The sequence below is a fragment of the Streptosporangium sp. NPDC004631 genome (assembly GCF_053601935.1).
Window position 1 is genome coordinate 43,497 of record NZ_JBSGCR010000008.1, and the last position, 20,984, is coordinate 64,480.

Here is a 20,984-nt window from a genome sequence, read left to right on the forward strand (position 1 = left end):
TGCCGTCATGCGACCATGGGAGGTATGGACGTGCGCGCACAGATCACTGCTGAGGCCGAGGCGTACCGGCGCGCGGACGCCGAGCGTGAAGAGCGCCGGCTCAAACTGGCCGATCTGTTCCGTCGTGCGCGAGCTGAGAACATCGGCCCCGCCGAGATCGCCCGGTTGATCGACCACCTGTACACGAAGGAACACATCAGCCGCATTGCGCCGCCGGAGCCCGCTTCTGGTTCTTCTGCTGAGTCCTGACCTCATGGCGTTCCGCCGGCGAGCATCCTGAATGCGTCGTTGGAGGTGACCCTCTGCTCTGCGGCAGGGCGCGCCTTGAGCTTTCTTGGGGTGATCCCGGCGCGTGCTCGACGGTTGACGCCCTCGATGCGCTTGGCCTCGGTGCAGGGCGCGCAGCGGCATTTGTGGTTGTTGTAAGTGGTGACCTTGCCGTGGTCCAGTTCGGTCTTCTTCCTGCTGGCCTGCGGCGTCTTGCCGTGCTGGATACTTTTCACCGCGTTGCGGTAGGACACCTCGGTTTTGGCGTCTCCGGAACGGTGGACTCGGCGGTCGGCGCCCCAGATTCGTGACGGCTGCTCGCCCTCGTGCCACAGCGTCAGGAAGCGGCGCCGGGCGTCGCCGATGTGCTGCTTGAACGTCTTGTACGTGATGCCGAGGCTGCCGGCCGCGGCCTGATAAGTGCCGAAGGCGGCGAGTGCCAGCACCGCTTTGCGCTGGGCGTCGGTCAGCTCTGGCCAGATTTGCCACAGGGCAAGCCGATCAACGACGCCAGGCTCGGGGCTGCCGGCGTGCCGGACTGGGATTTCCCAGTAGGCGGCGAACCCGCGCATCGGGTCGTATTCGGCGTGCTTGCTGAGGCCGTGATGACGGGCTTCAGCTCGGACATGCCAGCCGATGGCGTCCTGCCCGACGCCGATCAGCTGGACGGGGGAAGGCGGCTGGTCATCGGACGCCGCGTAGATCGCCTCGGCGATAGCTGACCATGCCAGCTCATAGCGGGTGTGGCGGTCGACGGTGACGCCCCAGACACGCCAGAGGGCTCGGGTGGCGAGTTGGTGAAGGTCGGCGAGGTTGTAGCCGTGGCGCAGTGTGTGAACGTCTTCAGGAGCCGGGGTCCAGGCAGATTGTTCGACAGCGTCCCCTTGGGTGGGGAAGTAGGTGAGCTGGGTCATGGCAGGAGCGCCTTCATGTTCGTTTTTCCGGCGCCTGGATCATCCGCAAGCATGAGACCTCCGGCCGGATCGAACAGGGCGCCCTGGTCGAGGAGAGCGGTCAGGGCGTGGGTCGCGGGTCTGGTGAGTCGCTCTAAAGTCACCAGCTACCTCCAGCGTGGATGCCCCGTCCTTCAGGGCGGGGAGGAAACGCGGCACGGTCAGACACGGTGGTCTCCTGGTTTTGTCGGCAGGGCTCGGTAGATTGATCGGCGTGTCCCGCTTCCGGCTTCAGCCGTCGCTCGCCCAGGAGCAGGCGCTGGCCGAGCACTGCGGGCACGCCCGATACGTGTGGAATCTCGCCGTCGAGCAGCACGCCCACTGGCGGCCCGGCATCAAGTCCGCGCCCGGTTTCGCCGAGCAGTGCCGGCAGCTCACCGAGGCGCGGGCCGCCTTTGAGTGGCTGCGTGGCGGTTCGGTGACGGTGCAGCAGCAGGCGCTCAAGGACTTCGCCCAGGCCATGGCGAACTTCTTCGGCGGCACCCACCGCCGCCCGGCCTTCCGCAAGCGCGGCCGGGGTGAGGGGTTCCGCGTCGTCGCGGTCAAGCCGGGCGATGTGCGCCGCCTGTCGCGCCATGTCGGTGAGGTGAGGGTTCCCAAGGTCGGCTGGGTGCGGTTCCGCTGGTCGCGCGCCGCCGGCGACGGCGTGAAGTCCTACCGGATCACCCGGGACGCGGCGGGGCGCTGGCATGTGGCGTTCGCCGCGATCCCGCAGTCGATTCCCGCGCCCGGCACGGGCGAGGTGGTCGGTGTGGACCGGGGCGTGACCGTGTCGGCGGCGCTCTCCACGGGCGAGCTGCTGAACGCACCCGCCCTGCGCGACACCGAGAAGACGCGGCTGCTGCGCCTTCAGCGCAAACTCGCCCGCGCCAAGCGCGGGTCGAACCGCCGCGCCAAGGTCAAGGCCGCCCTCGCGAAGCTCAAGGCCCGCGAAGCCGACCGGCGCAAAGACTGGGTGGAGAAGACCAGCACCGGCCTGGCCCGCCGCTTCGACGTCATCGCCGTCGAAGACCTCAAGATCGGCAACATGACGCGGTCGGCGCGCGGCACCGTCGAAGCGCCAGGAAAGAACGTCCGCCAGAAGGCCGGGCTCAACCGGGGCATCCTCGCCAACGGGTGGGGGCGACTCGTGGCACGGCTGGAACACAAGGCCCCCGGCCGGGTCCAGAAGATCAACCCGCGTTACACGTCGCAGACCTGCAACGCCTGCAAGCACATCGCCCGGGAGAGCCGCGAGAGCCAAGCCCTCTTCCTCTGCGTGGCCTGCGGGCACCGGGACAACGCCGACGTCAACGCGGCCAAGAACGTACGCGACACGGCGGCAGGGCATGCCGTCGCCGCGCGGGGAGGCCCGCCGCTGGGCGGGCCGATGAACCGCGAACCTCAACCCGACCTCCTCTTAACGGCGTAGGAACGGTTGGAATCCCCCGCCTTCAGGCGCGGGGAGGAAGTCAAGACGCCACCTCCGCAGGCTGCCGCTGAGCCTCGGACCGCACCTTGCGCAGGTAGCCGGGCTTCACGCCGAGGCGTTCGGCGGCCCGCTCCACCGTGTAGCCTTGACCGTTGACGAGCTCCTCGGAGTCCTCGAACAAGGCCCGATGCCTGGTGTCGGTCGCGTCCGGCGTCTGGTCCGGGGCCTGCCGGTTGTCGCGGCGGCGCTCGCCCTTGCGCTCGCCCTCGGTCATCCCGCCCCAGAAGCCCTCCTCACCGCGGCGGGTGGCGTAGGCCAGGCAGTCGGCCAACACCGGGCACCGCTGGCAGACCTGCCGAGCCCGTTCCTCCCGGACTTCTCGGGCGGGCGGCTGTTCCCTCTCGGAGTCGAAGAACAACGCGAGGGACAGCCCATTACAGGCCGCTCGGTCCTGCCAGCCCACCGCGGACGGGAGGGCTCCGCGATTCACCACGGCCCTGGGGCTCTTCTCGGGCTCCCAGCCGACCGCGTCGGCATACCGCTGCAATTTCTCGCGGCTGGGCTGGTGGCGGCCCACTTCCCAGGCGCTGACGGTGGAGCCGCTTGCCCCCACCGCCTCCCCTACCTGCCAGACGGACAGACCTGCCTGCACGCGCAAAACTCGGAGCTCACCAATCGTCGGAGTAGTCACCTGCCGACCTCCGCTCCAGGGCACCCGGCGAGAGCCGCGGCCACACGGGCAACCCGAGCCATGAACAACAGCCGGGCAGCCACACGAGGATCAGAGGCCGCCCGCGGGTCTCGGGCCGCGGTCTCCAGGCAGTCGGCGTGCCGAGACAGGCGGGCGGCGGACGCGATGATCTCAGTGCTCACAGGTGCGTTCCCCCTTGCTGGGTCTGGTCGGGAAGGTCAAACAGGGCGCCCTCGGCGGCTCGCCGCTCGGGGCAGCGGCCGGAATGCTCGGCGCCCTCTCCCTCGAACTCGGCGAGGGCACAGCAGTACGGGCGGGGCTCGGAGAAAGTCACGCGGCTGCCCCCGTCGCGAGCAGCCATGCGCCGCCCATCAGGGCAGCGGTGGCGACCAACGCCGTCCCCCAGACGAAAGCGGCGAGCTTCCAGCCCATGACCCACACCGTGGCCGCGATGGCCACGATGAGCGGGGTTGAGATAAGGGCGATACCAACGGCGATCATGCGTCTCCTTCCTGGGCGAGATGCTCGGCTTCGTCGGCGAACACGTCGTGGATGTCAGGGGTGTCTGCAAGGCGTCGGATGTGACGGGCGGCCAGGAACCCGCCCACCAGCACCACCACGCCGAAGAGGAGGCCGCTCACTTTCCGCCCTCCTGGGTGAGGAGGTTCCGCAGCCCGGCGTCCATCGCCCGGGACCTCTGCTCGGCGCGTAGCCAGCGGAGGAGCCACACGAGCAGGACGACGCCGAGGGCGAGGCCAGCTCCGGCGATGAAGGAGGCTGCGGCGACAACGACCATGGCGGCGGTGTCGATCACGTCGTGACCTCCCCTGCGATGCGCGCTTCTGCGGCCTTCAACCGATCGAGGTGGCGCCCGGCGGTCTCGGCCGACAGGCGCTCGTTCTGCTTGGCGCGGTCCCGGGCGGCCCGCAGCTCGACGTTCGTCGCCTCCAGCACGGTGACCCTCGCCCGCTCCGTGGCGAGGTCCATGCGGGCCCGGGCCAGGTCGTAGCCCGTTCGGCTGTCGACCACCTCCATGCCGATCGCCAGCCCGATCAGCAGGCCCACCGCGCCCGCGAGAACAAGGGCGAACACCATGCCCGCGTAGACCACGGCCAAGCCGACACTGAGGGCGATGACCGCCCCCATGGCGAGGCCGACCAGGTTCCGGCGGGAGAGGTACCGGGCTGAGGTCATCTCCGGCCTCCCATCGAGCCCACCAGGAGGGTGGTGGCCCACGCGACCGCCGCCACCAGCCCGACCACGCCGAGGACGGTCAGCGGGTACAGGCCCACCGGCCCGCCCGCGAGAGCCGCTGCGGCCGAGGTGATACCGATGGCGGCCGGGCCCCACATCGGATGCCTGGGATCACTCATCGGAGGCACCCCCTCCGGTGTGCTCGGCCAGCCACGCGGCGGCCAGCTCCAGGTGCTCGTCAGTGAGTCCGTGCCGCCGCTCGGTGCGGATCAGGCCGTAGCGGCCCACGTTGGGGTGGGCGGCCAGCCAGAGATCGTCGACGTGGGTGAGCTCGTCGTCGAACCACACGAACGGCCGCCGGTCCACGAACGCCGCGACCGCCGGGGCTTTGAGGCACACGCCGGGCGGCTCGGCTTCCCCCTTCGTGACCTCGATGACCGGCAGCTCGGGCAGTCCGAGAATCGGGGCGATCGCGCGGTTGGCGTCGTGCTCCCAGGTGGTGGCCCACACCAGTTCAGCGCCGGTCTGCTCGGCGAGAGCGAGGAGCTGAGGGCCGTGCCCGGGGTTGAGGAGGACGTTGAAGGTGACGCCGCGGCAGGCGCACTTGTGGGCCTGCCAGGCTTTGCCGGGCCGCACCCACGGGTTCAGCACGCCGTCGACGTCCAGGAGGATCAGAGGGCGGTTACCCATTGGAGGTCGCCCCTCCGGTGCTGCTCTGGGCGGCGTCGTCCGCCAACTTGGCGCGGAGCGCGTCGATCCGGGCGACCTCGTCGCGGGCCTCCTGCTCGGACTCAGCGGCACACGGATCCTGCCGACCGGTCCACAGATCCACGCGGCTCCACTGGTACGTGCGAGCCCCGGCCAGGGCGGCGAGCACCGCCTCCCGGGTGGCCCACCTCTCATCCAGGATCGGCGTGGTCTTCTCATGCAGGCACAAGGAGACGTAGCCCGACACCGTGGTAATCGACAGGAACGCCTTGCGCTCGTACCAGGCAGCCTTGTAGAAGACCGCCATCCGGGGGCGGCCCAGTTCATCCGTGATGTCGGTGTGCATGGAGTGGCCGCCGCCCCGCCGCTTCCATCCGGCAGGAAGGGTTGCCTGCCGGAACAGCCGGTCGGAAGGGTCGACCTCCCCGAGGACGAAGCCGAGCGCGATCAGGTCCGCGTCGGTACCGCCGCGAATTGCGGTGGGGATGACCTCACAATCCTCCGCCGCCATTGCCGCCCCTCCGGCGGCTTCCTGCGCCTCGATCGCGCCCGGGATGCTGACGCCATGCAGCGCCGGGATCGGGATGATCTCGTCTCGGGTGTTGCGGGGGCGGCTCATCGAAACTCCTTGGGGTAGGGGTTGGCTGCGCGGATAGCGCGGATGGGAGCGGTGTCCTCACCGGCCGACGCCCTCACGGTGGGCCGGCGGTGGCGCCCCTTGGGGGGCAGCACCACAGCGGCCAGCGCGTGGAGGAACGCCTCCAGGCGGGTCACCGGGCGGCGGTTCACCGGAGGTTCTCCGGGTTCTCCGCCGCATACTCGTTGTGGGCGGCGTTGAACCGGTCCAGCGGATCGGCCTGCACGCCGGTCGGGTTCGGGTCCATGCCGTTCCACGCCGCCGCGTGCGCCTGAACCTCCAGCGCGGACATGCCCGCGGCGCCCGCCACCAGCCGATCCGGCAAAGGGGGCGGCTGCTCCCCCAGCATGGCGAGGGTCGTCGCGAACGCCTCGGCCGCCGCCTGCTCCTGAGCCGCGTAGTGGTCCTGCTGGCGCTTCTCCTGGACGCGCGCGTCGATCTCCCGGCGCAGCTCCTCCAGGTCCCGTGTCTTCGCGCCGATCTCGGCGTCCAGCCGTTCGGCGTGGCTGCGGTGGCCTCGCGCGGCGTCGGCGTGACGCTGCCACGCGAACTGGTTGGCCTGAACAACCGTGTGGCGGGCCTCATCGGTCGGCCACGCCACCACGGCGGGCTGAGGCTGGGTGTTGCGCTTCATGAGGGGATCTCCGATCAGGTGTTGGATGCAGGGGGAAGCGGCGGCAGCAGGTCTCCGCGAGGGCCCCGGCGAGCCTTCTTCAACGCCTCCTCCTCGGTGAGGTCGGAAGCGAGCAGCTCCACGCCCGTGGCGGGGCTGCCGTCGGCGTGGTAGGCGGTCAGGTCGTTGAGCTTGTCGCCCCAGACCTTCCGCATGACGTGACCGAAGTGGTCCATGGTGTTGTCCATGAACTCCCGGCCCCAGGGGCTGACCAGGATGAAAGCCGGAAGCCGGTCAGCGCTGATCAGCCAGTCCCCGTAGTCCGACCAGCGCTGACCGTTCGCGTCGGGTTTCGCCTCCGGGTCGTCCTGGATGAACCTGAAACCAAGATCAACGAAGTTGCGCAGGAAGTCGTAACCAAGCCTGCCGTCGCCGCGCTCCTCGTCCTTCCGACGCTGCTCCTGAACCGCCCACACATGCTCCTGGTCAGCCCACTTGCATGCCTTCCAGATGGGCACGCCGAGCTGATCGGCGACCTGGGACAGCAGGAGATAGCGGTCGCTATCGGCCTCGAAGTGGATCTGCGCGTCGCCGAAGCCGGCCAGGTCCACCCAGCGGCCTTCCACCTGGCGAAGCGGCGTGGTCTTGGCGAATGCCTCCAGCCGCTCGACCGCGCGGGCGATCTGCTCGTCCGGGCCGTAGTCGAGGAGATGGTCGTCGTTGGCGGTGACGATGGCCGTCGCGAGCCTCTCGAAGACGCCGTTCACGACGCGCCACCCTCGATGGCGAACAGATGGGAGGTGGTGTGCATGTTGCCGCGCAGGCCGTCACGCATCAGCTGGGCCTTGAACAGCAGCTCCGGGTCGCCCGGGCGGACAAGGGTCTTGAATCGGCGTTTGCCACCGTAGATACCTGCTTCGTGCAAGTAGAGGAACTGCTTGCCCTTCGCGGCGGGCTCGTAGTGCTGAGGCCCGTCCTTGTAGCACTGGTTTTTCTCATCCCACGGGCCGGTGCCGCGCTGGTCGATCAGGTAGTGGCGGTCGTACAGGTGCTCGAAGAAGACCTTCGCGGGGACGTCGGAGAAGTACTTCTTGTGGAACTTCGTCGGCGTGATGCCGGGTCCGCCCTCGAACTCCTCGAACTTCCGTTCAGCAATCTCAGCGCGGGTCACCAGCTTCTGGTTGTCGGCTTCAAGAGCTTTCTCCCGGCGGACCTTCACCAGCAGGGCGGCCAGCGCCGCCTCGTAGTCCTCCGGAAGACCAGCGGCCGGGGCTACCGCCGCGTCGCGCTCCTCGGCATCAAGCAGCGCAGTGCGAACAGCCTCGGCCACCTCGGACTCCCGCAGCAGCATCGCCACGTTGAGCACGGCACGACGAGAGAAAAGCGCGATCTGCGTGATAGCCGAGCTCAGCCCTGCTAGGTCAGCCAGTGACCTAGCCTCCCGACCCCGAAGAACGCGGTGGCCGTTCCTCGTCAGCTCGGCACGATTGTTCTTGATCGTGGATTTGATCGTCTCGACAGGCACTTCGTAGTAGTCGGCGACGATCTCCACCGTGACGTGGTCGGTCCCCTTCAGCTGCCGGAGCTTCTTAACCCGGTCGAGTACCTCGATCCGGTCGGCGTACTGCGCGCGCAGCGAGGCGGACTCGGTCAGGGCCAACTCGTTCACGCAGCCTCCTCTCTCGTTGCTTGGGGGTTGGGGTCCCGCTGTCCTCTCGGACAGCGGGACACAGAAGGGGATCAGGGGAAGTCGAGGTCGGACGGGGAGCCGTGGAGCAGGTCGGCGCGCTGGGCCTCGACGCAGGAGGTGCAGATCCCGCAGGGGTGGCCGGCCTCCGTCGGACACGTAGGGCCCGAGGCGGGGCAGGCGTGCGGGGTGGGGACCATGACGTTGCACCAGGAGCACAGCTCCCACGCGACCACCGGCGCCGGCCTCTGGATGAGCGGCTCGACCACCAGGTCCGCGGTGACGATCCGCGCCGTCCCGCAGCGGATACACGCCGCGGTTCCGTCCTCGAAGTGGTGCAGCCTCACCACGTGGCAGGCCTGGCAGAACACCAGGTCCTGGAACGCGGGAGCGTCCGCCGGTGGGTCGTTCGACAGGCCGCCGTCCGGGGTGAGCCACACCTTGGAGGTGCCGAACTCGCCCACCACCTGAACCGGGATGAACCGCGGGTCCAGCTCCGGCCATTCGGAGATGACGTAGCCGAGACTCTGGTCTTCCTCGCCCCGCTGCTCCATCCGGAAGTGACAATCCGTGGTGGCGGAGCCGAGGGTCGTGATGAGGTTCTGCGGCCGGTCAATCCACGGTAGGCGTGAGCCGCCCATCTTCCGTGCCCGCCGGTGTTGCAAGCTGTACGAACGGCCGATGATGGACGTGCCGCAGCACACGCAGGCGTAGCCGTCGCGCTCCAGCACGTCCTCGCGGACCCGGTCCGGGATGGTCACCCTGCCGCACCCGCCTCTAGGGCCGGGCGGATCAGGTCGGTGATGGACAACTCGCCGGACTGCCACGCGTTGGCGACCTGGTCGCGACCGCCCGGCTTGCCCTTCTTCGCGGTCTCGAATGTCAGGGCGAACGCGCCGGTCGGGCCGGACTTGACCGTCTCGGACACCTTCACGACTTCACCGGTCGTCTCGCTGACCAGCTCGCCGGCGTCGTTGACTCCGCTCAGCAGCTTGGCCCGGTAGGCGGGACGGATCTTCTGTCCGATCAGGTCGGGGTGGAGCTTGCGGACGTAGGCAATTACGTCCGGGCGCGACAGCGCCGACGGGGAGACGGTCGCCTCGATCTCCTCCGGTGCGTTGGCCAGTACCCACGCCAGCAGCGCGGCCTCGTCGGTGCGCACCGTTTCCTGACCGGCTTTGATCGAGATCTTCCCGACCGGGGTACCGGAAGGGAGCGTCACCTCGATCTGCGTCGCCCCGCTGGAGCGGAGGGCGGCGAACAGCGGCTCCGCCTCGGCCCGGGCCTCAGCGAGCACCTTGCTGACCCGTTTGGACAGGGCGTCCAGGGCTGCGACCCGGAGCGCGATCTCACGGGGCGTCGACATTGCTCTCCTCCGAGGTCTCGGCCATGGCCTGACGCAGCGCCGCGTCAAGAGCCGCAGGCGGGTCGTCGACCCCCATCAGCGGGTTCAGCGCCTCGATGAGCTGCGACGCCTGCGCGTTGGTCAGCTCCTTGGTGGTCGACACCCGCACGCCGGTCAGCGCGGCGATGGTCATCAGCCCCTCATCGCGGCCGACGACGCCGAGGGTGGCGAACTGGGCGGCGAGCCGGGACAGCAGCGCCTTGGTGACGAGCTGCTCGCCCGGGTCGGTGGGCCAGTTCTGCCGGTCGGGCGGACCAAACTGCTGCCGCTCGGCCTCCCTGGTACGGACATCCAGCGAGGTGGCGATGCCCTTCTTGGTGTCCGCGGCGAACGCGGCCACCAGCGCCCGACCCCACGCGGACGTTTCCGCGTTCTGCAACTCCGAGTTACGGGTGTAGGGCGTGGTGCCGGGGAACGGCTCCCATGCGACACCAACGCCGGGCCGGGGGTCGTCCGGCGTCCGGTAGAACGCGGCGGCGTAGACGATGAACGTCTTCTCGCCGATCGTCTCGACCTTGTACGGGTTGGCCAGGTCGAGCGGCTGCAACATCCCCTCGGGGTGCTTCTTCCTGGCCTCGACGATCCGGCTGGCAACCTCGTTGTAGCCGTTGTCGGAAGGGTTGAAATCGCGCGCCATCAGGCGGTTTCTCCTCGGTGCTCGTCGTCGTCACTGCTCCACGCGGGGCGGTCATCGCCCAGGACGTGGTCGTCCTGCTCGGTCCGGTAGGCGCGGTCGTCTGGGGAGTCGCTCGCCGACCACGGCGTCCATGCCGGGCCCAGGGCGAGGCGTTCGCTGATCTCGTCCTCGGCGTGGTCCATCACGCTTCCCCCGTCGCGTTGAGGAGCTGCTCCACCGTCTGCCGGTGGATCCGGTGGTGCCGAAGCAGGCCGCCGCCCTCCGTGGGGGTGGAGGGCAGCAGTCCGTTGTTGGCCCAGACGCGCACGGTGTCGGCGTGCACCCGGAGCAGGGCGGCGGCCTGCCCGGTGCGCAGCCACTCCGGGTATCCGTCCAGGCGCACCGGCGGCCGGTGCCGGCCGGTCACGTCCGCCCGATGAATCCGGTAAATGCCTCCGGGCAGGCGCACCGCGGGGAGTGCTCCCGTGCGGATCCGGGCGAGGATGGCGTCCACCCCGCGCTGCTCCAAGGCGGCGACCTCGGAGGAGGTGAGGAGGTCGGGAGGCTCACACATGAACGGCCCCGATCTGCTCGGCGACGGCCTCGCGGCGGACGCTGACGGCGGTCCACCGGGGCCTGCCGTGGTGGTCGATGAGCTCGCGCCGGACGTAGACCACGCTGATGGCGTGCAGGGCCTTCGCCGCGGCGTGCCAGGCGTCGCGGTCCAGCCGGTGCCTGCCGTTGCGGACCCCGGCCAGGGAGCCGTGCCAGCACGGCACCGCACCCCAGCCCGTCAGGTCCCTGTCGCCGGGGATGACCGCGTACCACGGCACCTCCGGCAGCATCGGCGTGTACTCCTGAACCTCGGACGGGTGGTGGACGCGAGCCACGGCACCGGCCGGGACGTGGATCACGGCGACCTCCGTGGCGGACGGGTACGCCTCCACTCGGGTGTTGACGTCCTCCCCGGCGTGAACACCGGGGATTCCTCCTGCGCGGTTCATGCCGCGCTCCGGGGGGTTCCTGTTTCGCGGGCGTCTGCCGGGCCGGGGCCTGGTCTTACGTCGCCTCCACAGGCGTTTAACCTCTCGGCTCGTCCAGCCGCGAGGATGTTGATCGCCGCGTTGACGTCCCGGTCATGCGCGGCGCCGCATGGGCACACCCACGACCGGACGTTGAGCGGCATGGAGGGGGCGATGGTCCCGCATGCTGAGCACAGCTTGGAGGAGGGGAACCATCGGTCGATCTTCCCGAGGTACCTGCCGTACCGTGCGGCCTTGTACTCCAGCATGCCGACGAACTGTGACCAGCCCGCATCGTGGACGCTCTTGGCCAGCTTCGTACGTGCCATGCCGGACACGGCCAAGTTCTCCACGTAGACCGCTTGGTTGTCGCGGATCAACGAGGTGGAGAGCTTGTGTGCCCAGTCTCGGCGTGTGTCGGCCACTCGGGCGTGCGCCCGGGCGACCTTGACGACGGCCTTCTTGCGGTTCGCCGAGCCCTTCGCCTTGCGGCTGAGGGCCTGCTGGGCTTTGCGGAGTTTTTTGGCCGCGCGGCGCAGGAAACGCGGGTTGTCGATCTTCCGGCCGTCCGACAGGACCGCGAAGTGCGTCAAGCCCAGATCAACGCCGACTTCCGGCGTGGTGTCCGGCAGCACCTCGGAGGGGTCTGTCTCCACGACGAAGCTCGCGAAGTACCGGCCCGAGGCGTCCTTGATCACCGTCACCGAGCTGGGGTCCGACGGCAGGGCGCGGGACCAGCGGACGTCGATCTCGCCGATCTTGGCCACGTACAGGCGCCCGTTCGACCGGATCGAGAACCCGTTACGGGTGAGGCGGATGGTCTGCCGGTTGTCTTTCTTCGACCGGTACCGGGGCGGCGCGACCTTGGGGCCTTTGCGCCTGCCGGTGGCCGAGGCGAAGAAGTTGCGGTAGGCGGTGTGCAGGTCGCCAAGCGCCTGCACCAAGACCACCGAGGACACCCCGGCCAGCCACGCCCGTTCGGGGGTCTGTTTCGCGGCGGTGATGACCTGCTTTTGAAGGTCGGTGTCCTTGATGTACGGCAGCCCGGCCGCGTGGGCGTCCTGTCGTGCGCGCAGCCCGTCGTTGAACACCGTCCGCGCGCACCCGAACGCCTTGGCCAGCGCTTGACGCTGACCCGGCGTGGGGTAGATGCGGAAGTTGTATCTGAGCTGCACAGTACTGATAGTACCACTAGTACCACTAGCACCAATCGGATGATTGGTATCGTCTGGACTATGGATACGGAACGCATCGGGACCAACGAGCTGCGCAATCAGCTCGGCCGCCGCATCGACAACGCCCACTTCCGAGGGCACCACCTCGTGGTTGAGAAAAGCGGCGAACCTCGCGCCGTGCTCGTGCCTTACGACTGGTGGGTTGAGCGGCAGGGCACCCGGGAGGATGCCGGGCTTACCCCGCCCTGAAGGACGGGGCCTGCACCCTTCAACGAGTTTGGTCACGTCCCCTCCGTGGTGGTGTCGTCGAGGTCGGCGAAGTGCTGGGAGGCGTCGGCCATGGCGTCGGCGTTGGTCTGCAGCCAGGTGGTGGCGTGGGCGTGCAGGTGTGTCTGCGTCCACGCAGGGCGGGCGGTCACCGGGCGACCCCTTGTCTCTGGGCGCAGTCCCGGCAGGAGCGGGACGCGGCGGGCAGGTGGTCGACGCAGCCTTCCCGGGTGGGGTCGACGCGGGATGTTCCGGCGGTTGCGTCCACCAGGGCGAGGGTCGCGTGGACCTGGGCTTCAGCGATCAGCCGGTCCGCCTCTGGGCTGCTGCCGTCGGCCTGCAGGATGACCCGCGCCGCCGACGCCAGCAGCTCCTCGGCCTCGCGGTAGTGGTCAGTCACCGGGCACCGTCCTGCTGCTCGGCGCGGGCTTTCGCAACCCGCGGGGTGACGTACTCGGTGACGACCGTCCGCACGGGCACGACCGGGATGAACGTCGCCCAGGTCTGGTCCTCCCACGGCTCAATGTCCTGGTACTCGGTCAGGTCTCGCCGGTACGTCCCGCGGTAGTGCTGGCCGTCGGAGTCGCGGATGATGAGGTCCCGCAGCTCCACGTGCCGGACGATCTTGACGTGCTCATCGGCGACGATGGTCCACCCCATGTGCGTCTCGCCGAGGTGACCGGGGGCGAACTCCAGGAACTCGCGGGCGAGGTCCGCGAGGAGGGTGATGTTCTCGGCCACGGGTCAGCTCTCCCTGCTGGGGGTGGGGGTGGTGTGGGGCTCGAAGCCGACGCCGGGCGTCACCTCGAAGGTGGTCGGCACCTTCACCTGGACGTCGGGGTGGTGGGCGCGGACGTCGCGGTAGCGGATCGCCACCAGGTCGACGCCTGTGCGGGCGGTCACGATGCGGACCGGGTCGCCGTCGAGCCAGTCGGGGCAGGTCACGACCATGCCGGGGCGCAGAGTGGACGCGGCCACCGGGCCGGGGGCGGACTTGGCGGCGAGGTCGTCGCGGTGCCAGCGCCACGGCTTGTCCGCCTTCTCGGGCGAGGACACGTGCTTGCGCCCGACCGACTGGCACAGGCCGATGTGCTCTTCCTGGCGGACGCACACGTCCCCGTGCTCGCTCACCGCCCCGCAGGCGGGGGCCCTTTCGAGGGCCCGCCTGGCTTCCGCCAGCTCCGACAGGTCAGGGAGGGGGAACCGGTTCGCGCCCCGGAAGAGGGCACCGCCGGTGGCGAGGAGGTCGTGGGCGAGGCAGTCCTCGCCCGCGTCTCCTGCCGGGCACTGGTACATCTCGTCCTCGGTGCGGCCGGGCTCAGCACACCAGCAGGCGCTCACCGGGCACCGTCCTTGGTGGTGGCGGCCGGCTTCTCGTCGCCCCCGAGGATGACGCGGGCGACGGCCAGGGCCTTGTCGAGGGCCTGGAGCCCGTAGCACTCCTCCTCCTGGCAGTCGTGGCACAGGCGGTAGTCGGGCAGGCCCACGTAGCCGGGCGTCTGCTGGTGGCAGGCTGCCTGCCGGGCGGCTTCCTCCAGCCACGCGGCGAGCGGGGCAGCCAGGGTCGGGGAGATGTGTCTCACCCAGGGCCAGGCGACGCCGGACTCGGCGATCCGGCGCAGCTCGGTGACGGCGGCGCGCAGTTCCTCGGCGGGGGTCAGGTCAGTCACGGTCGTTCTCCACGCTGGCGTTGTGGCGGTCGCACCCGTAGTCGTCGGGGGCGGGGTCGAGGGCGGTCTGCAAGTCGCAGGCCGGGCAGTCCTCGTCGTGCTCCGGGGGGCGCTGCTGGCAGGGCTTGAGCCGCTCCTGGTAGGCGGGGCGCTCCCGGCAGGCTGCGGAGTCGTAGTCGTGCGCGACGGCCTGGGCGGCGCGCTCCAGGGCGTGGCGGAGGCGGTCCCGCTCGGCCTCGGCGGCCCGCTTGCGGAGCGCACGCCGCTCGCTGACCGCGTTGGAGGCGATCCTGTTGACCGCCTCGGGGGTGATGCCGTACTCCTCCAGCCACGCCCACACATCTGGCCCGAGGGTCTGGGGGTGCTGCCACGCCTCCCACAGCGTCTTGGCCACGCGGTCGGCGACGCCGACCCCGGCGGCCTCGATCTCGCGGAGCAGGAACGCGACGGCGTAGTACGACACGAACGCGCGAGACGAGTCCATGGCCTTGTCGCGGTCCGGGTCGTCGAGGTTGAGCCGGAAGTGCAGCTGGGCGAACGTGGCGAAGTGCTTGGCCAGCGCCTCAGCGGTGACGTTCTCCGCCCGGTCCGGGTACGGGGCGAGGTTTTCAAGGGCGATCGTCATCGCCCACCTCCGGCGATCTCGTCCCAGAGAGTGGGCTCCGCGTCGCGGGTACGCTCCAGGTCGGCGCCGGTGATGGCCTCCACCAGGGCCGAGACGATGACCTCGGCGACGGGCGGGGTGACGGCGTTGCCGTACTGCCTCACGCGTTCGCGTTTGTTGCCCAGGACGGTGTAGTCGCCGGCGAAGCTCATGGCGCGGCCGATCTCGTGCGGCTCCAGCATGCGGAACAGGACGTCGTCGAGGTCGACCTCGCCGCGGACCAGGGCGTAGCGGTCGCGGGTGGTCAGCGCGCCGATCGGGTCGGCGGTGGTGCGGGCGGCGCCGTTGCCGTAGTACGGCACGAGCAGGTGCTCAGCCGCCGGGTGGACGAGTCCGTGGTGGTTGCCCGAGGCGGTCACGGTGGCCAGTGCCTCCGACACCGGGCGGGCGATGGATCCGCCGCCGCGGAGCTCGGCGATGAACGGCAGCCACGCCAGGCCGGTTTCGTTGCGGGCGGTCTGGGCGCGCAGCGGGACATCGGCGGGGCTGGCTGCCTTGTCGTCGCGGCCCTCGACCGGGACGAGGAGCGGCGGGACGGCGAGGGCCTTCGTCGCCGTGGTCGTCAGCGTCGTCACCGGCGCGTCGACCGGCCAGGTACGCACCCCGGGGCGGCGCTCGAAGGTGTGGCCGGCCGCCTCCAGCGTGATGGGGCGGGCGTACTTGGCCAGCCCGGCCTGGATACGGGCGAGCGTCTTGGGGGCGAGCGGCTTGGCCCGGTCGCCGATCCGCTGGCCGGGCAGCGACCAGTCGATCGCGACAACGGCGGGCAGCGCCTCCGGTTCCACGACGGCGTTGCGGCAGGAGGTGCGGGGGCACCGGTAGACGTACTGCTGCCGGTAGCGGCCCATGTCGGCGCCGGGGGTCTTGAATACCTGGACGGCGCGCACCTGCGCCTCGCAGGTGGGGCACCACGCCTTGGGGCGGAGCCACTTGTCCCAGTCCGGGGTACGGCCGAGCGAGGCGTGCCAGTAGGCGACGTACAGCCGGTCACGGGACTGCGGGGCGCGCAGCGCGGCGACGGGGTCGGCGTGCATCGAGTTCATGGCGATGACGCGCGTCGAGTAGCCGAGGGCGCGGATCTCGCCGAGCCACCGGTCCCACTGGTCCCAGGCCCGGACATCGACGACGTTCTCGACGACGCCGGCCAGGACCAGGCCGCCGCGGTCCTGGACGCCCCGCAGGTACATGGGGACCTCCTCCATGAGGGCGCGGGAGCGGTCTGCCTCCTCGTCCCGCCCGGGGCCGAACAGCTCGCCTTGGAGGGTGCTCGCGAAGTCGCGGCGCTTGCCGCGGGCGTTGCTCCACTGCGGGCACTCCGGGGAGGCCCAGAACAGGTCGCACACCGGCCACTTCTCCACCGGGGCGGTGCGGATGTCGCCCCGGTAGTGGTCGGCGGCGGGGAAGTTCAGCGCGTGCGACTCGATGGCCCGCTCCCAGTGGTTCGCGGCGCGGGTCACGGTCACCCCGGGGACGCCGTCGGCTCCCTGGGAGGAGCCGCCGGCTCCGCAGAACCAGTCCATGAGGGTCAGCACGACGCCACCGCCTGTCCGGCCGTGGCCTGGGCGGCGGCGCGCATCTGCTCGGCCATCGCGTCCCGGCCGAACATGTCGGTCCACCGGTCCAGCGCCGCCGGGTCCTCCCCGGTCGCGGACCGGTGAGCGACCAGCACGTCCAGGGAGCGGCAGGCCAGCCGGTAGGCGCCGGATCTGTCGGCGGGCAGCAGGTCGATAGCGGCCTGGTGGATGGTCCGGGTGACGTCCACGGTGCAGACCCGGGCGTGGCGCAGCGCGGCCAGGGCGTCAGCGGCGGCGTTGAGGACGCCGGTGGTGTCGGGGGTGTGGCCGGTCGCCTCACGGGCGACGCCGGTCGTAGGGTTGGTCATGATTGCCTGCTCTCTCTTGGCTCTTGAGCGGGTGATCGGCGGGTCTGGCCGGGGCACGGCCGGGCCCGCACTAGTTGGTGGTGTAGGTGGAGGCCAGGCCGGTGACGGCCGCCTCGAACTCCCGGCGCTCCACAGCGTCGGCGAGGCGGGACGCACCCCACGTCGCGTACGTCTCCGGGGTCAGCTCGTAAACCCGGCCGGGAACGAGGGCGCTCGACGGGCGGCTCACGAGTCCGCCCCGAACAGCTCGGACTGAGGCGTATACGTCGCGGCGAACCAGCGGTCCCACACCTCTTCGAACAGGGGCAGGTGACGCTGGGTCCAGGCGATGGTGTTGCGGATGCTGCCGTTCGTCGTCTCGCTGGGCCGCTTGCCGGGCTTGAATCCGTGCTCCGCCTCGTGCAGCGCGGCGGCCCGCCTGCCGAACACGGACTGCACGGACCCCATGTTCGCCTTCTTCAGCCCCTTGCCCTTGAGGAAGTCGGGGACGTACAGCGGCACATCGTCCGGGTCGATCTCCGGCTCCTCGCCAGCCATCCGCGCAAGCGCAACCTTCGCCTTTCCGGCCAGCCACGTCCGGTCGAGGAGACCCTCCGCAGCCTTGTAGGCGAGCACCTGGACCCGCGTAAGGGCAGCGAGTTCAATGGCCGCGGTGCGAGCCTCAGGCGGCGCGAGCTCCTCAACGTCCAGGAGATAGGTACGCACCGACCGTGCCACTGCCGACTCGGTGAGCATCTGGCCCACGTTGAGAATCGCGCGGCGGGTGAACAGGGCGACCGCCCGACGTTTTGAGCCCGTCAGGTTGACGGTCTCAAACTCGCGGAGCGCCTCGCCTCGCAGCACCGTGTAGCCGTTCGCCTCAAGCTCGGCCCGGTTGCGCCGAATCACGCTTTCGATGGCGTCGACATCGACTTCGTAGTAGCCGGCAACCAGGTCGGTGTTCATGTGGACGCCGTCGGGAAGAAGGCTGAGCGCCTTCACCTTGTCGAGCACCTCGACGCGGCCCGCGTGCTCGGCGCGCAGCGACGGGGACTCGGTGAGAGCCAGCTCGTTCACGCGGCGCCCCCCGGCTGCTTGAGCGCCTTCCTGATACGGCGGGCAGCGGCAGAAGCCTTCGCCAGGCGGAGCATGTGGGCACGGTGAGCGTTCTCAGCCGCCTTCTCCCTGTCGGCGACGCTCATCTGCCCGGTGGGGTCAACGGTTGCGCGCCAGTAGTCCAGGGAGGCCGGCGACTTGGAGTGCGCGGATTGGGTCCGAGCGGTTCGGTCGATGGTGCGCGACCAGGACTCCAGCGCGCCGATGCGTCCGTTCATGGCGTGGGTGTTCACGGGGCCTGCTCAGGGGGAGCCACGAGGAGCTCGGAGCGCTGGCAGCGGAGGATCCGGCTCAGTGCGCCGAACATCTTGGCGCTGGGCTGACGTGAGCCGCCTTCGATGCGGTAGATGGTGGAGACGTGGACTGTACGGCCAAGCTCCACGGAAAGAAGGGACGCGAGGAGGGGGCCAGACAGCTCCCGCTCGTCGCGGATCTTCCGGAGCTTGCCGCCGTCGATGACTGCGGATCGCATGAGCCCAAGTTATGCCAAGTTCAAGCAAATGTGAACCAAGTTATCCAAGATTGCCTGGGCAACTTCGTATCTCTTGTGTCAACTTGTGGCCTCTAGCTGCGCAAACGCGATCCTTACCGAATGTCATGCCTAGACATGCCAATTTGTGTCAGGCACACTCAGGAACATGCGCGCGGCAGCACAACGAAAGCAGGCGTGGAGAGCCCGCCTCGGTCAGCTCATGGAGACTCGCAGAGTGAACCTTGGCCTCCTCTGGGCCGATGTCGCCACGGCCTCCGGCATCACCACCGAAGCCCTGCGCACCATCCGCACCGGCAGCGGCGGCATGCGCCCCCTCACCAAACGGGGCATTGAGATCGCGCTGCTGTGGGAACAGGGAAGCGTGGACGCCATCCTGAACGGCGGCGACCCCACACCACTCCCCGCCGGCCACTCTCAGGACAGCCGTCCCGCTGAGCCCGCAGTCGTGTCGGCGGGCGTCTCGACCCCGGCACCCTGGATCGCGACCGCACTGGTCACCGAGGGCGTCAGCACTGAAGATTTCCGCCCAATAATCGAAGTACTCCGGGAACTGGGGCGCAGGTCGGGCTACACGCTGGGCGAGACGCTCGTAGAGGCTGGCCTGGCCGCCGCCTCGGAACTGGCCGTCCGCCGGTCGGCCCCCTCCCCCGGGCACACTTCGGTCGAACGACACGAGGCGCAAGTAAAGTGGATCATGGATAATCCGGATTTTTCCGGTGGCGAGAAGGCCGACATGGTCGCGAGCCTGAAAAAGCTACGCGAGGCGCTGAACCTCGCGTAGCCAGCTTTCGAGTAGCCCGCGCAACCGGGCGCAGCGCAGCTATCCCCCCATGGGGTGCACGCTGCGGAAACCGTTCACGGGGTCCTTGGAACGTTCCTCCTCGCTCTCGCGCAACGTCTCCAAGACGAGGCGGGTTGCCGCGATGACCCCCCGGTCATGCCGCATCAACTCCGCCCCGATCCCCCCCAAGGCCGCCACAACGGCAGCACAGAGAACGGCATGGAACATGCGATCTGTCCCATAGCCGGTGATGGCAAGATGAATGCCTGCTCCTCCGAGAATCAGGGCTATAGCCTGGATCAACCGGCGCGCATACAACCCCATCCGCACCTCCCAGGGCCACACCATTGTGACCCTTTACACCTTGCGACCCGTTTCCCCCGGGCGAAATTTCCATCACTGTATGCGCGATATGAGCAGCCGCAAAGGGACTAACGGACGTGGACTTTTGGATCTATCCGCCCCATCCGCACACGCGTACGCAGAGTGACCATTTGGGCACAGAAGGCGAAACCCTCCGCTACCGTTCGGCATGAAATGTCCAAACTGTCCGAGGATCAACCGGAAATTAGGTAAGCCTTTTGTAGCCAACTCGCCATCTGGACTACAGCTCATCCCCCAGGGCGCGCTGCTTCCCCACCTCCCGGGCCCGCTCATCCGCAGTCGACGCGGCGTATCGATCCACCATCTGCCGAGACCGCCAGCCGGCCAGCCGCATAAGCACTTCCTCCGACATGTTCTGCTTCGAGAAATGCGCCCATGAGTGACGCAGCACATGCGGATACAGCTCGGGGATCCCCGCGGCCCTGCCCCGCCGGGTGACCATCTGATAGATACCCGTGCCCGTCAGAGCGCCCTTACCTTTTTCCGAAAGCCAGAGAGCCGGCAGATGCGCCCGGCTCTGCTTGGATCGGATCCGCAGGTACCGGTCCAAGGCGACGGTGGCCTTACGCCCGATGGTGACGACCCGATTGCGACGTCCCTTGCCCAGGACCTGGATCTCCCTCATGTCCAAGTCGAGATCATCGACCTTCATCTTGACGGCCTCCTCGCGGCGGATCCCGGAGTCCATGAACACGTAAAAGAGGGCGAGGTCGCGGCGGCTCATGAAGTCTCGCCCCTGGCAGTCCTTGAGCAGTCGGCCGAGCTGCTCCGGCCGCAGGACCGGCACCATCTGCTCGGGCACCAGCGGCGGTTTCATCCCCGTCATGGGGCTCATCGCGTCCTCTTCCGCAGCCCACCATTTGAAGAACTGCTGGATGGATCGGTACTGGTTGTTGGCGTACCCGGCGCTGCGCTCCTCCAGGAGGGAGACCATCCAGGCTTGGACGTGACGCTTGTGGACCTCCTCCCAGGCGGTGGCGGGGTCGGTGTCCTCATCGCCCGGCCACGTGGTGAGCCAGTTGGCGAAGCGTTCGGCTGCGTCGGTGTAGATCCGCGTCGTGTTGTCCGACTTGTTCTCTGACCGTAACGCGCGGCGGAACGAGGTGATGTCGGGTCCGAAGACGGATGCGGCGGACTCACTCAGGGGGGCCATGGGCAGACACCGTAGGGAGTGCTCGTCGCGAAGGCGAGTGCTGTCTGAGCAATGTAGCCAGGAGGTAAGGTGAGGAAAAACAAATGGCCCCGACCTGTTGTTGCAGGTCAGAGCCATTTTGGTGGGCACTACTGGGTTCGAACCAGTGACATCTCGCTTGTAAGGCGAGCGCTCTACCGCTGAGCTAAGCGCCCCGGGGAGTCCCGTCGGACAGAC

The 20,984-nt window shown here is 69.1% G+C and carries 38 protein-coding genes and 1 tRNA gene; 4 read left to right on the plus strand and 35 right to left on the minus strand.

All coding sequences use genetic code 11. From position 1 onward, the window contains the following. Positions 1 to 30: 30 nt before the first annotated feature. On the plus strand, positions 31 to 249 hold the full coding sequence (locus tag ACWEF2_RS10710) for a hypothetical protein (protein WP_453813958.1): 219 nt from the start codon (positions 31 to 33) through the stop codon (positions 247 to 249). 2 nt (positions 250 to 251) lie between these two features. Here ACWEF2_RS10710 and ACWEF2_RS10715 read toward each other — a convergent pair whose 3' ends face one another. Then, positions 252 to 1,181 carry a helix-turn-helix transcriptional regulator gene (locus ACWEF2_RS10715; protein WP_453813960.1) on the minus strand — a complete coding sequence of 310 codons (930 nt, stop codon included), beginning with the start codon at positions 1,179 to 1,181 and terminating at the stop codon, positions 252 to 254. Positions 1,182 to 1,434: 253 nt separating this feature from the next. Here ACWEF2_RS10715 and ACWEF2_RS10720 point away from each other — a divergent pair, with 253 nt between their 5' ends. After that, complete coding sequence (locus ACWEF2_RS10720; protein ID WP_453813961.1) at positions 1,435 to 2,631, plus strand: RNA-guided endonuclease InsQ/TnpB family protein; 1,197 nt, start codon at positions 1,435 to 1,437, stop codon at positions 2,629 to 2,631. A 40-nt stretch (positions 2,632 to 2,671) separates the two neighbouring features. Here the strand turns inward: ACWEF2_RS10720 and ACWEF2_RS10725 are convergent, their stop codons facing one another. From ACWEF2_RS10725 to ACWEF2_RS10820, 20 genes are all read right to left on the minus strand, one after another. Further along, positions 2,672 to 3,322 carry a WhiB family transcriptional regulator gene (locus tag ACWEF2_RS10725; RefSeq protein ID WP_453813963.1) on the minus strand — a complete coding sequence of 217 codons (651 nt, stop codon included), beginning with the start codon at positions 3,320 to 3,322 and terminating at the stop codon, positions 2,672 to 2,674. A 178-nt stretch (positions 3,323 to 3,500) separates the two neighbouring features. Then, entirely contained in the window at positions 3,501 to 3,656 is a 156-nt protein-coding gene (locus tag ACWEF2_RS10730; protein WP_453813965.1) for a hypothetical protein, read from the minus strand. Next, the gene (locus ACWEF2_RS10735; protein ID WP_453813967.1) at positions 3,653 to 3,823 is read right to left on the minus strand and encodes a hypothetical protein; all 171 of its coding nucleotides are present in this window, start codon (positions 3,821 to 3,823) and stop codon (positions 3,653 to 3,655) included. Before ACWEF2_RS10735 ends, ACWEF2_RS10730 begins: the two co-directional genes overlap by 4 nt. Next, the gene (locus ACWEF2_RS10740; RefSeq protein WP_453813969.1) at positions 3,820 to 3,963 is read right to left on the minus strand and encodes a hypothetical protein; all 144 of its coding nucleotides are present in this window, start codon (positions 3,961 to 3,963) and stop codon (positions 3,820 to 3,822) included. Before ACWEF2_RS10740 ends, ACWEF2_RS10735 begins: the two co-directional genes overlap by 4 nt. Continuing rightward, complete coding sequence (locus tag ACWEF2_RS10745; RefSeq protein ID WP_453813971.1) at positions 3,960 to 4,136, minus strand: hypothetical protein; 177 nt, start codon at positions 4,134 to 4,136, stop codon at positions 3,960 to 3,962. The genes ACWEF2_RS10740 and ACWEF2_RS10745 overlap by 4 nt, the downstream gene beginning before the upstream one ends. After that, on the minus strand, positions 4,133 to 4,516 hold the full coding sequence (locus ACWEF2_RS10750) for a hypothetical protein (RefSeq protein WP_453813973.1): 384 nt from the start codon (positions 4,514 to 4,516) through the stop codon (positions 4,133 to 4,135). The genes ACWEF2_RS10745 and ACWEF2_RS10750 overlap by 4 nt, the downstream gene beginning before the upstream one ends. Continuing rightward, the gene (locus ACWEF2_RS10755; RefSeq protein WP_453813975.1) at positions 4,513 to 4,695 is read right to left on the minus strand and encodes a hypothetical protein; all 183 of its coding nucleotides are present in this window, start codon (positions 4,693 to 4,695) and stop codon (positions 4,513 to 4,515) included. The genes ACWEF2_RS10750 and ACWEF2_RS10755 overlap by 4 nt, the downstream gene beginning before the upstream one ends. Beyond that, positions 4,688 to 5,206: an HAD domain-containing protein gene (locus ACWEF2_RS10760; RefSeq protein ID WP_453813977.1), complete on the minus strand. Its 519-nt coding sequence runs from the start codon at positions 5,204 to 5,206 to the stop codon at positions 4,688 to 4,690. Before ACWEF2_RS10760 ends, ACWEF2_RS10755 begins: the two co-directional genes overlap by 8 nt. Next, positions 5,199 to 5,843, minus strand: a complete 645-nt coding sequence (locus ACWEF2_RS10765) for a hypothetical protein (protein WP_453813979.1) — start codon at positions 5,841 to 5,843, stop codon at positions 5,199 to 5,201. Before ACWEF2_RS10765 ends, ACWEF2_RS10760 begins: the two co-directional genes overlap by 8 nt. Further along, entirely contained in the window at positions 5,840 to 6,013 is a 174-nt protein-coding gene (locus tag ACWEF2_RS10770; protein WP_453813981.1) for a hypothetical protein, read from the minus strand. The genes ACWEF2_RS10765 and ACWEF2_RS10770 overlap by 4 nt, the downstream gene beginning before the upstream one ends. Then, positions 6,010 to 6,495 (minus strand): hypothetical protein, encoded by a 486-nt coding sequence (locus tag ACWEF2_RS10775; protein ID WP_453813982.1) that lies wholly within the window; start codon positions 6,493 to 6,495, stop codon positions 6,010 to 6,012. The genes ACWEF2_RS10770 and ACWEF2_RS10775 overlap by 4 nt, the downstream gene beginning before the upstream one ends. A gap of 14 nt (positions 6,496 to 6,509) precedes the next feature. Beyond that, entirely contained in the window at positions 6,510 to 7,241 is a 732-nt protein-coding gene (locus ACWEF2_RS10780) for a hypothetical protein (RefSeq protein ID WP_453813984.1), read from the minus strand. Continuing rightward, positions 7,238 to 8,143: a hypothetical protein gene (locus ACWEF2_RS10785; protein WP_453813985.1), complete on the minus strand. Its 906-nt coding sequence runs from the start codon at positions 8,141 to 8,143 to the stop codon at positions 7,238 to 7,240. Before ACWEF2_RS10785 ends, ACWEF2_RS10780 begins: the two co-directional genes overlap by 4 nt. Positions 8,144 to 8,214: 71 nt before the next feature. Then, positions 8,215 to 8,922, minus strand: coding sequence for an HNH endonuclease (locus tag ACWEF2_RS10790; protein ID WP_453813987.1), 708 nt, complete (start codon positions 8,920 to 8,922; stop codon positions 8,215 to 8,217). After that, positions 8,919 to 9,527, minus strand: a complete 609-nt coding sequence (locus ACWEF2_RS10795) for a hypothetical protein (protein ID WP_453813990.1) — start codon at positions 9,525 to 9,527, stop codon at positions 8,919 to 8,921. The genes ACWEF2_RS10790 and ACWEF2_RS10795 overlap by 4 nt, the downstream gene beginning before the upstream one ends. Beyond that, a complete protein-coding gene (locus ACWEF2_RS10800; RefSeq protein ID WP_453813992.1) occupies positions 9,511 to 10,203 on the minus strand; it encodes a hypothetical protein in 693 nt (230 codons plus the stop codon). The genes ACWEF2_RS10795 and ACWEF2_RS10800 overlap by 17 nt, the downstream gene beginning before the upstream one ends. Continuing rightward, on the minus strand, positions 10,203 to 10,385 hold the full coding sequence (locus ACWEF2_RS10805) for a hypothetical protein (protein ID WP_453813994.1): 183 nt from the start codon (positions 10,383 to 10,385) through the stop codon (positions 10,203 to 10,205). Before ACWEF2_RS10805 ends, ACWEF2_RS10800 begins: the two co-directional genes overlap by 1 nt. Then, positions 10,385 to 10,756, minus strand: coding sequence for a helix-turn-helix domain-containing protein (locus ACWEF2_RS10810; protein ID WP_453813995.1), 372 nt, complete (start codon positions 10,754 to 10,756; stop codon positions 10,385 to 10,387). The genes ACWEF2_RS10805 and ACWEF2_RS10810 overlap by 1 nt, the downstream gene beginning before the upstream one ends. Continuing rightward, complete coding sequence (locus tag ACWEF2_RS10815) at positions 10,749 to 11,186, minus strand: hypothetical protein (protein WP_453813997.1); 438 nt, start codon at positions 11,184 to 11,186, stop codon at positions 10,749 to 10,751. Before ACWEF2_RS10815 ends, ACWEF2_RS10810 begins: the two co-directional genes overlap by 8 nt. Next, a complete protein-coding gene (locus ACWEF2_RS10820; RefSeq protein ID WP_453813999.1) occupies positions 11,183 to 12,379 on the minus strand; it encodes an RNA-guided endonuclease InsQ/TnpB family protein in 1,197 nt (398 codons plus the stop codon). Before ACWEF2_RS10820 ends, ACWEF2_RS10815 begins: the two co-directional genes overlap by 4 nt. A 39-nt stretch (positions 12,380 to 12,418) precedes the next feature. Between ACWEF2_RS10820 and ACWEF2_RS10825 the strand changes: the two genes are divergently transcribed. After that, entirely contained in the window at positions 12,419 to 12,628 is a 210-nt protein-coding gene (locus tag ACWEF2_RS10825; protein WP_453814001.1) for a hypothetical protein, read from the plus strand. Between the two features lie 32 nt (positions 12,629 to 12,660). Here ACWEF2_RS10825 and ACWEF2_RS10830 read toward each other — a convergent pair whose 3' ends face one another. From ACWEF2_RS10830 to ACWEF2_RS10885, 12 genes are all read right to left on the minus strand, one after another. Further along, positions 12,661 to 12,798 (minus strand): hypothetical protein, encoded by a 138-nt coding sequence (locus ACWEF2_RS10830; protein ID WP_453814003.1) that lies wholly within the window; start codon positions 12,796 to 12,798, stop codon positions 12,661 to 12,663. Continuing rightward, positions 12,795 to 13,046 carry a hypothetical protein gene (locus ACWEF2_RS10835; RefSeq protein ID WP_453814005.1) on the minus strand — a complete coding sequence of 84 codons (252 nt, stop codon included), beginning with the start codon at positions 13,044 to 13,046 and terminating at the stop codon, positions 12,795 to 12,797. Before ACWEF2_RS10835 ends, ACWEF2_RS10830 begins: the two co-directional genes overlap by 4 nt. Further along, a complete protein-coding gene (locus tag ACWEF2_RS10840; RefSeq protein WP_453814007.1) occupies positions 13,043 to 13,387 on the minus strand; it encodes a hypothetical protein in 345 nt (114 codons plus the stop codon). Before ACWEF2_RS10840 ends, ACWEF2_RS10835 begins: the two co-directional genes overlap by 4 nt. Positions 13,388 to 13,390: 3 nt before the next feature. Further along, complete coding sequence (locus tag ACWEF2_RS10845; RefSeq protein ID WP_453814009.1) at positions 13,391 to 13,987, minus strand: hypothetical protein; 597 nt, start codon at positions 13,985 to 13,987, stop codon at positions 13,391 to 13,393. Beyond that, the gene (locus tag ACWEF2_RS10850) at positions 13,984 to 14,316 is read right to left on the minus strand and encodes a hypothetical protein (protein ID WP_453814011.1); all 333 of its coding nucleotides are present in this window, start codon (positions 14,314 to 14,316) and stop codon (positions 13,984 to 13,986) included. The genes ACWEF2_RS10845 and ACWEF2_RS10850 overlap by 4 nt, the downstream gene beginning before the upstream one ends. After that, on the minus strand, positions 14,309 to 14,941 hold the full coding sequence (locus ACWEF2_RS10855) for a hypothetical protein (RefSeq protein ID WP_453814013.1): 633 nt from the start codon (positions 14,939 to 14,941) through the stop codon (positions 14,309 to 14,311). Before ACWEF2_RS10855 ends, ACWEF2_RS10850 begins: the two co-directional genes overlap by 8 nt. After that, positions 14,938 to 16,512 (minus strand): DNA cytosine methyltransferase, encoded by a 1,575-nt coding sequence (locus ACWEF2_RS10860; protein WP_453814015.1) that lies wholly within the window; start codon positions 16,510 to 16,512, stop codon positions 14,938 to 14,940. The genes ACWEF2_RS10855 and ACWEF2_RS10860 overlap by 4 nt, the downstream gene beginning before the upstream one ends. After that, positions 16,506 to 16,862 (minus strand): hypothetical protein, encoded by a 357-nt coding sequence (locus tag ACWEF2_RS10865; protein ID WP_453814017.1) that lies wholly within the window; start codon positions 16,860 to 16,862, stop codon positions 16,506 to 16,508. Before ACWEF2_RS10865 ends, ACWEF2_RS10860 begins: the two co-directional genes overlap by 7 nt. Positions 16,863 to 16,932: 70 nt before the next feature. Further along, positions 16,933 to 17,091, minus strand: coding sequence for a hypothetical protein (locus ACWEF2_RS10870; RefSeq protein WP_453814019.1), 159 nt, complete (start codon positions 17,089 to 17,091; stop codon positions 16,933 to 16,935). Further along, complete coding sequence (locus ACWEF2_RS10875) at positions 17,088 to 17,918, minus strand: hypothetical protein (protein ID WP_453814020.1); 831 nt, start codon at positions 17,916 to 17,918, stop codon at positions 17,088 to 17,090. The genes ACWEF2_RS10870 and ACWEF2_RS10875 overlap by 4 nt, the downstream gene beginning before the upstream one ends. Beyond that, a complete protein-coding gene (locus ACWEF2_RS10880) occupies positions 17,915 to 18,190 on the minus strand; it encodes a hypothetical protein (RefSeq protein ID WP_453814022.1) in 276 nt (91 codons plus the stop codon). The genes ACWEF2_RS10875 and ACWEF2_RS10880 overlap by 4 nt, the downstream gene beginning before the upstream one ends. After that, positions 18,187 to 18,429 (minus strand): helix-turn-helix domain-containing protein, encoded by a 243-nt coding sequence (locus ACWEF2_RS10885; protein ID WP_453814024.1) that lies wholly within the window; start codon positions 18,427 to 18,429, stop codon positions 18,187 to 18,189. Before ACWEF2_RS10885 ends, ACWEF2_RS10880 begins: the two co-directional genes overlap by 4 nt. Positions 18,430 to 18,664: 235 nt before the next feature. Between ACWEF2_RS10885 and ACWEF2_RS10890 the strand changes: the two genes are divergently transcribed. Then, the gene (locus ACWEF2_RS10890) at positions 18,665 to 19,231 is read left to right on the plus strand and encodes a hypothetical protein (RefSeq protein WP_453814026.1); all 567 of its coding nucleotides are present in this window, start codon (positions 18,665 to 18,667) and stop codon (positions 19,229 to 19,231) included. Between the two features lie 604 nt (positions 19,232 to 19,835). Here ACWEF2_RS10890 and ACWEF2_RS10895 read toward each other — a convergent pair. Together ACWEF2_RS10895 and ACWEF2_RS10900 are read right to left on the minus strand one after the other, a co-directional pair. Beyond that, entirely contained in the window at positions 19,836 to 20,768 is a 933-nt protein-coding gene (locus tag ACWEF2_RS10895; protein ID WP_453814028.1) for a tyrosine-type recombinase/integrase, read from the minus strand. A gap of 119 nt (positions 20,769 to 20,887) precedes the next feature. After that, positions 20,888 to 20,962: transfer RNA gene (locus ACWEF2_RS10900), tRNA-Val, on the minus strand. Positions 20,963 to 20,984: the final 22 nt, after the last annotated feature.

Coding starts and splice junctions, on each gene's coding strand:
- ACWEF2_RS10735 (WP_453813967.1), bottom strand. CDS start 3,823: ATGATCGCCGTTGGTATCGCCCTTATCTCAACCCCGCTCATCGTGGCC.
- ACWEF2_RS10885 (WP_453814024.1), bottom strand. CDS start 18,429: ATGCGATCCGCAGTCATCGACGGCGGCAAGCTCCGGAAGATCCGCGAC.
- ACWEF2_RS10760 (WP_453813977.1), bottom strand. CDS start 5,206: ATGGGTAACCGCCCTCTGATCCTCCTGGACGTCGACGGCGTGCTGAAC.
- ACWEF2_RS10775 (WP_453813982.1), bottom strand. CDS start 6,495: ATGAAGCGCAACACCCAGCCTCAGCCCGCCGTGGTGGCGTGGCCGACC.
- ACWEF2_RS10815 (WP_453813997.1), bottom strand. CDS start 11,186: ATGAACCGCGCAGGAGGAATCCCCGGTGTTCACGCCGGGGAGGACGTC.
- ACWEF2_RS10755 (WP_453813975.1), bottom strand. CDS start 4,695: ATGAGTGATCCCAGGCATCCGATGTGGGGCCCGGCCGCCATCGGTATC.
- ACWEF2_RS10795 (WP_453813990.1), bottom strand. CDS start 9,527: ATGTCGACGCCCCGTGAGATCGCGCTCCGGGTCGCAGCCCTGGACGCC.
- ACWEF2_RS10800 (WP_453813992.1), bottom strand. CDS start 10,203: ATGGCGCGCGATTTCAACCCTTCCGACAACGGCTACAACGAGGTTGCC.
- ACWEF2_RS10765 (WP_453813979.1), bottom strand. CDS start 5,843: ATGAGCCGCCCCCGCAACACCCGAGACGAGATCATCCCGATCCCGGCG.
- ACWEF2_RS10895 (WP_453814028.1), bottom strand. CDS start 20,768: ATGGCCCCCCTGAGTGAGTCCGCCGCATCCGTCTTCGGACCCGACATC.
- ACWEF2_RS10825 (WP_453814001.1), top strand. CDS start 12,419: ATGATTGGTATCGTCTGGACTATGGATACGGAACGCATCGGGACCAAC.
- ACWEF2_RS10715 (WP_453813960.1), bottom strand. CDS start 1,181: ATGACCCAGCTCACCTACTTCCCCACCCAAGGGGACGCTGTCGAACAA.
- ACWEF2_RS10865 (WP_453814017.1), bottom strand. CDS start 16,862: ATGACCAACCCTACGACCGGCGTCGCCCGTGAGGCGACCGGCCACACC.
- ACWEF2_RS10805 (WP_453813994.1), bottom strand. CDS start 10,385: ATGGACCACGCCGAGGACGAGATCAGCGAACGCCTCGCCCTGGGCCCG.
- ACWEF2_RS10750 (WP_453813973.1), bottom strand. CDS start 4,516: ATGACCTCAGCCCGGTACCTCTCCCGCCGGAACCTGGTCGGCCTCGCC.
- ACWEF2_RS10810 (WP_453813995.1), bottom strand. CDS start 10,756: ATGTGTGAGCCTCCCGACCTCCTCACCTCCTCCGAGGTCGCCGCCTTG.
- ACWEF2_RS10855 (WP_453814013.1), bottom strand. CDS start 14,941: ATGACGATCGCCCTTGAAAACCTCGCCCCGTACCCGGACCGGGCGGAG.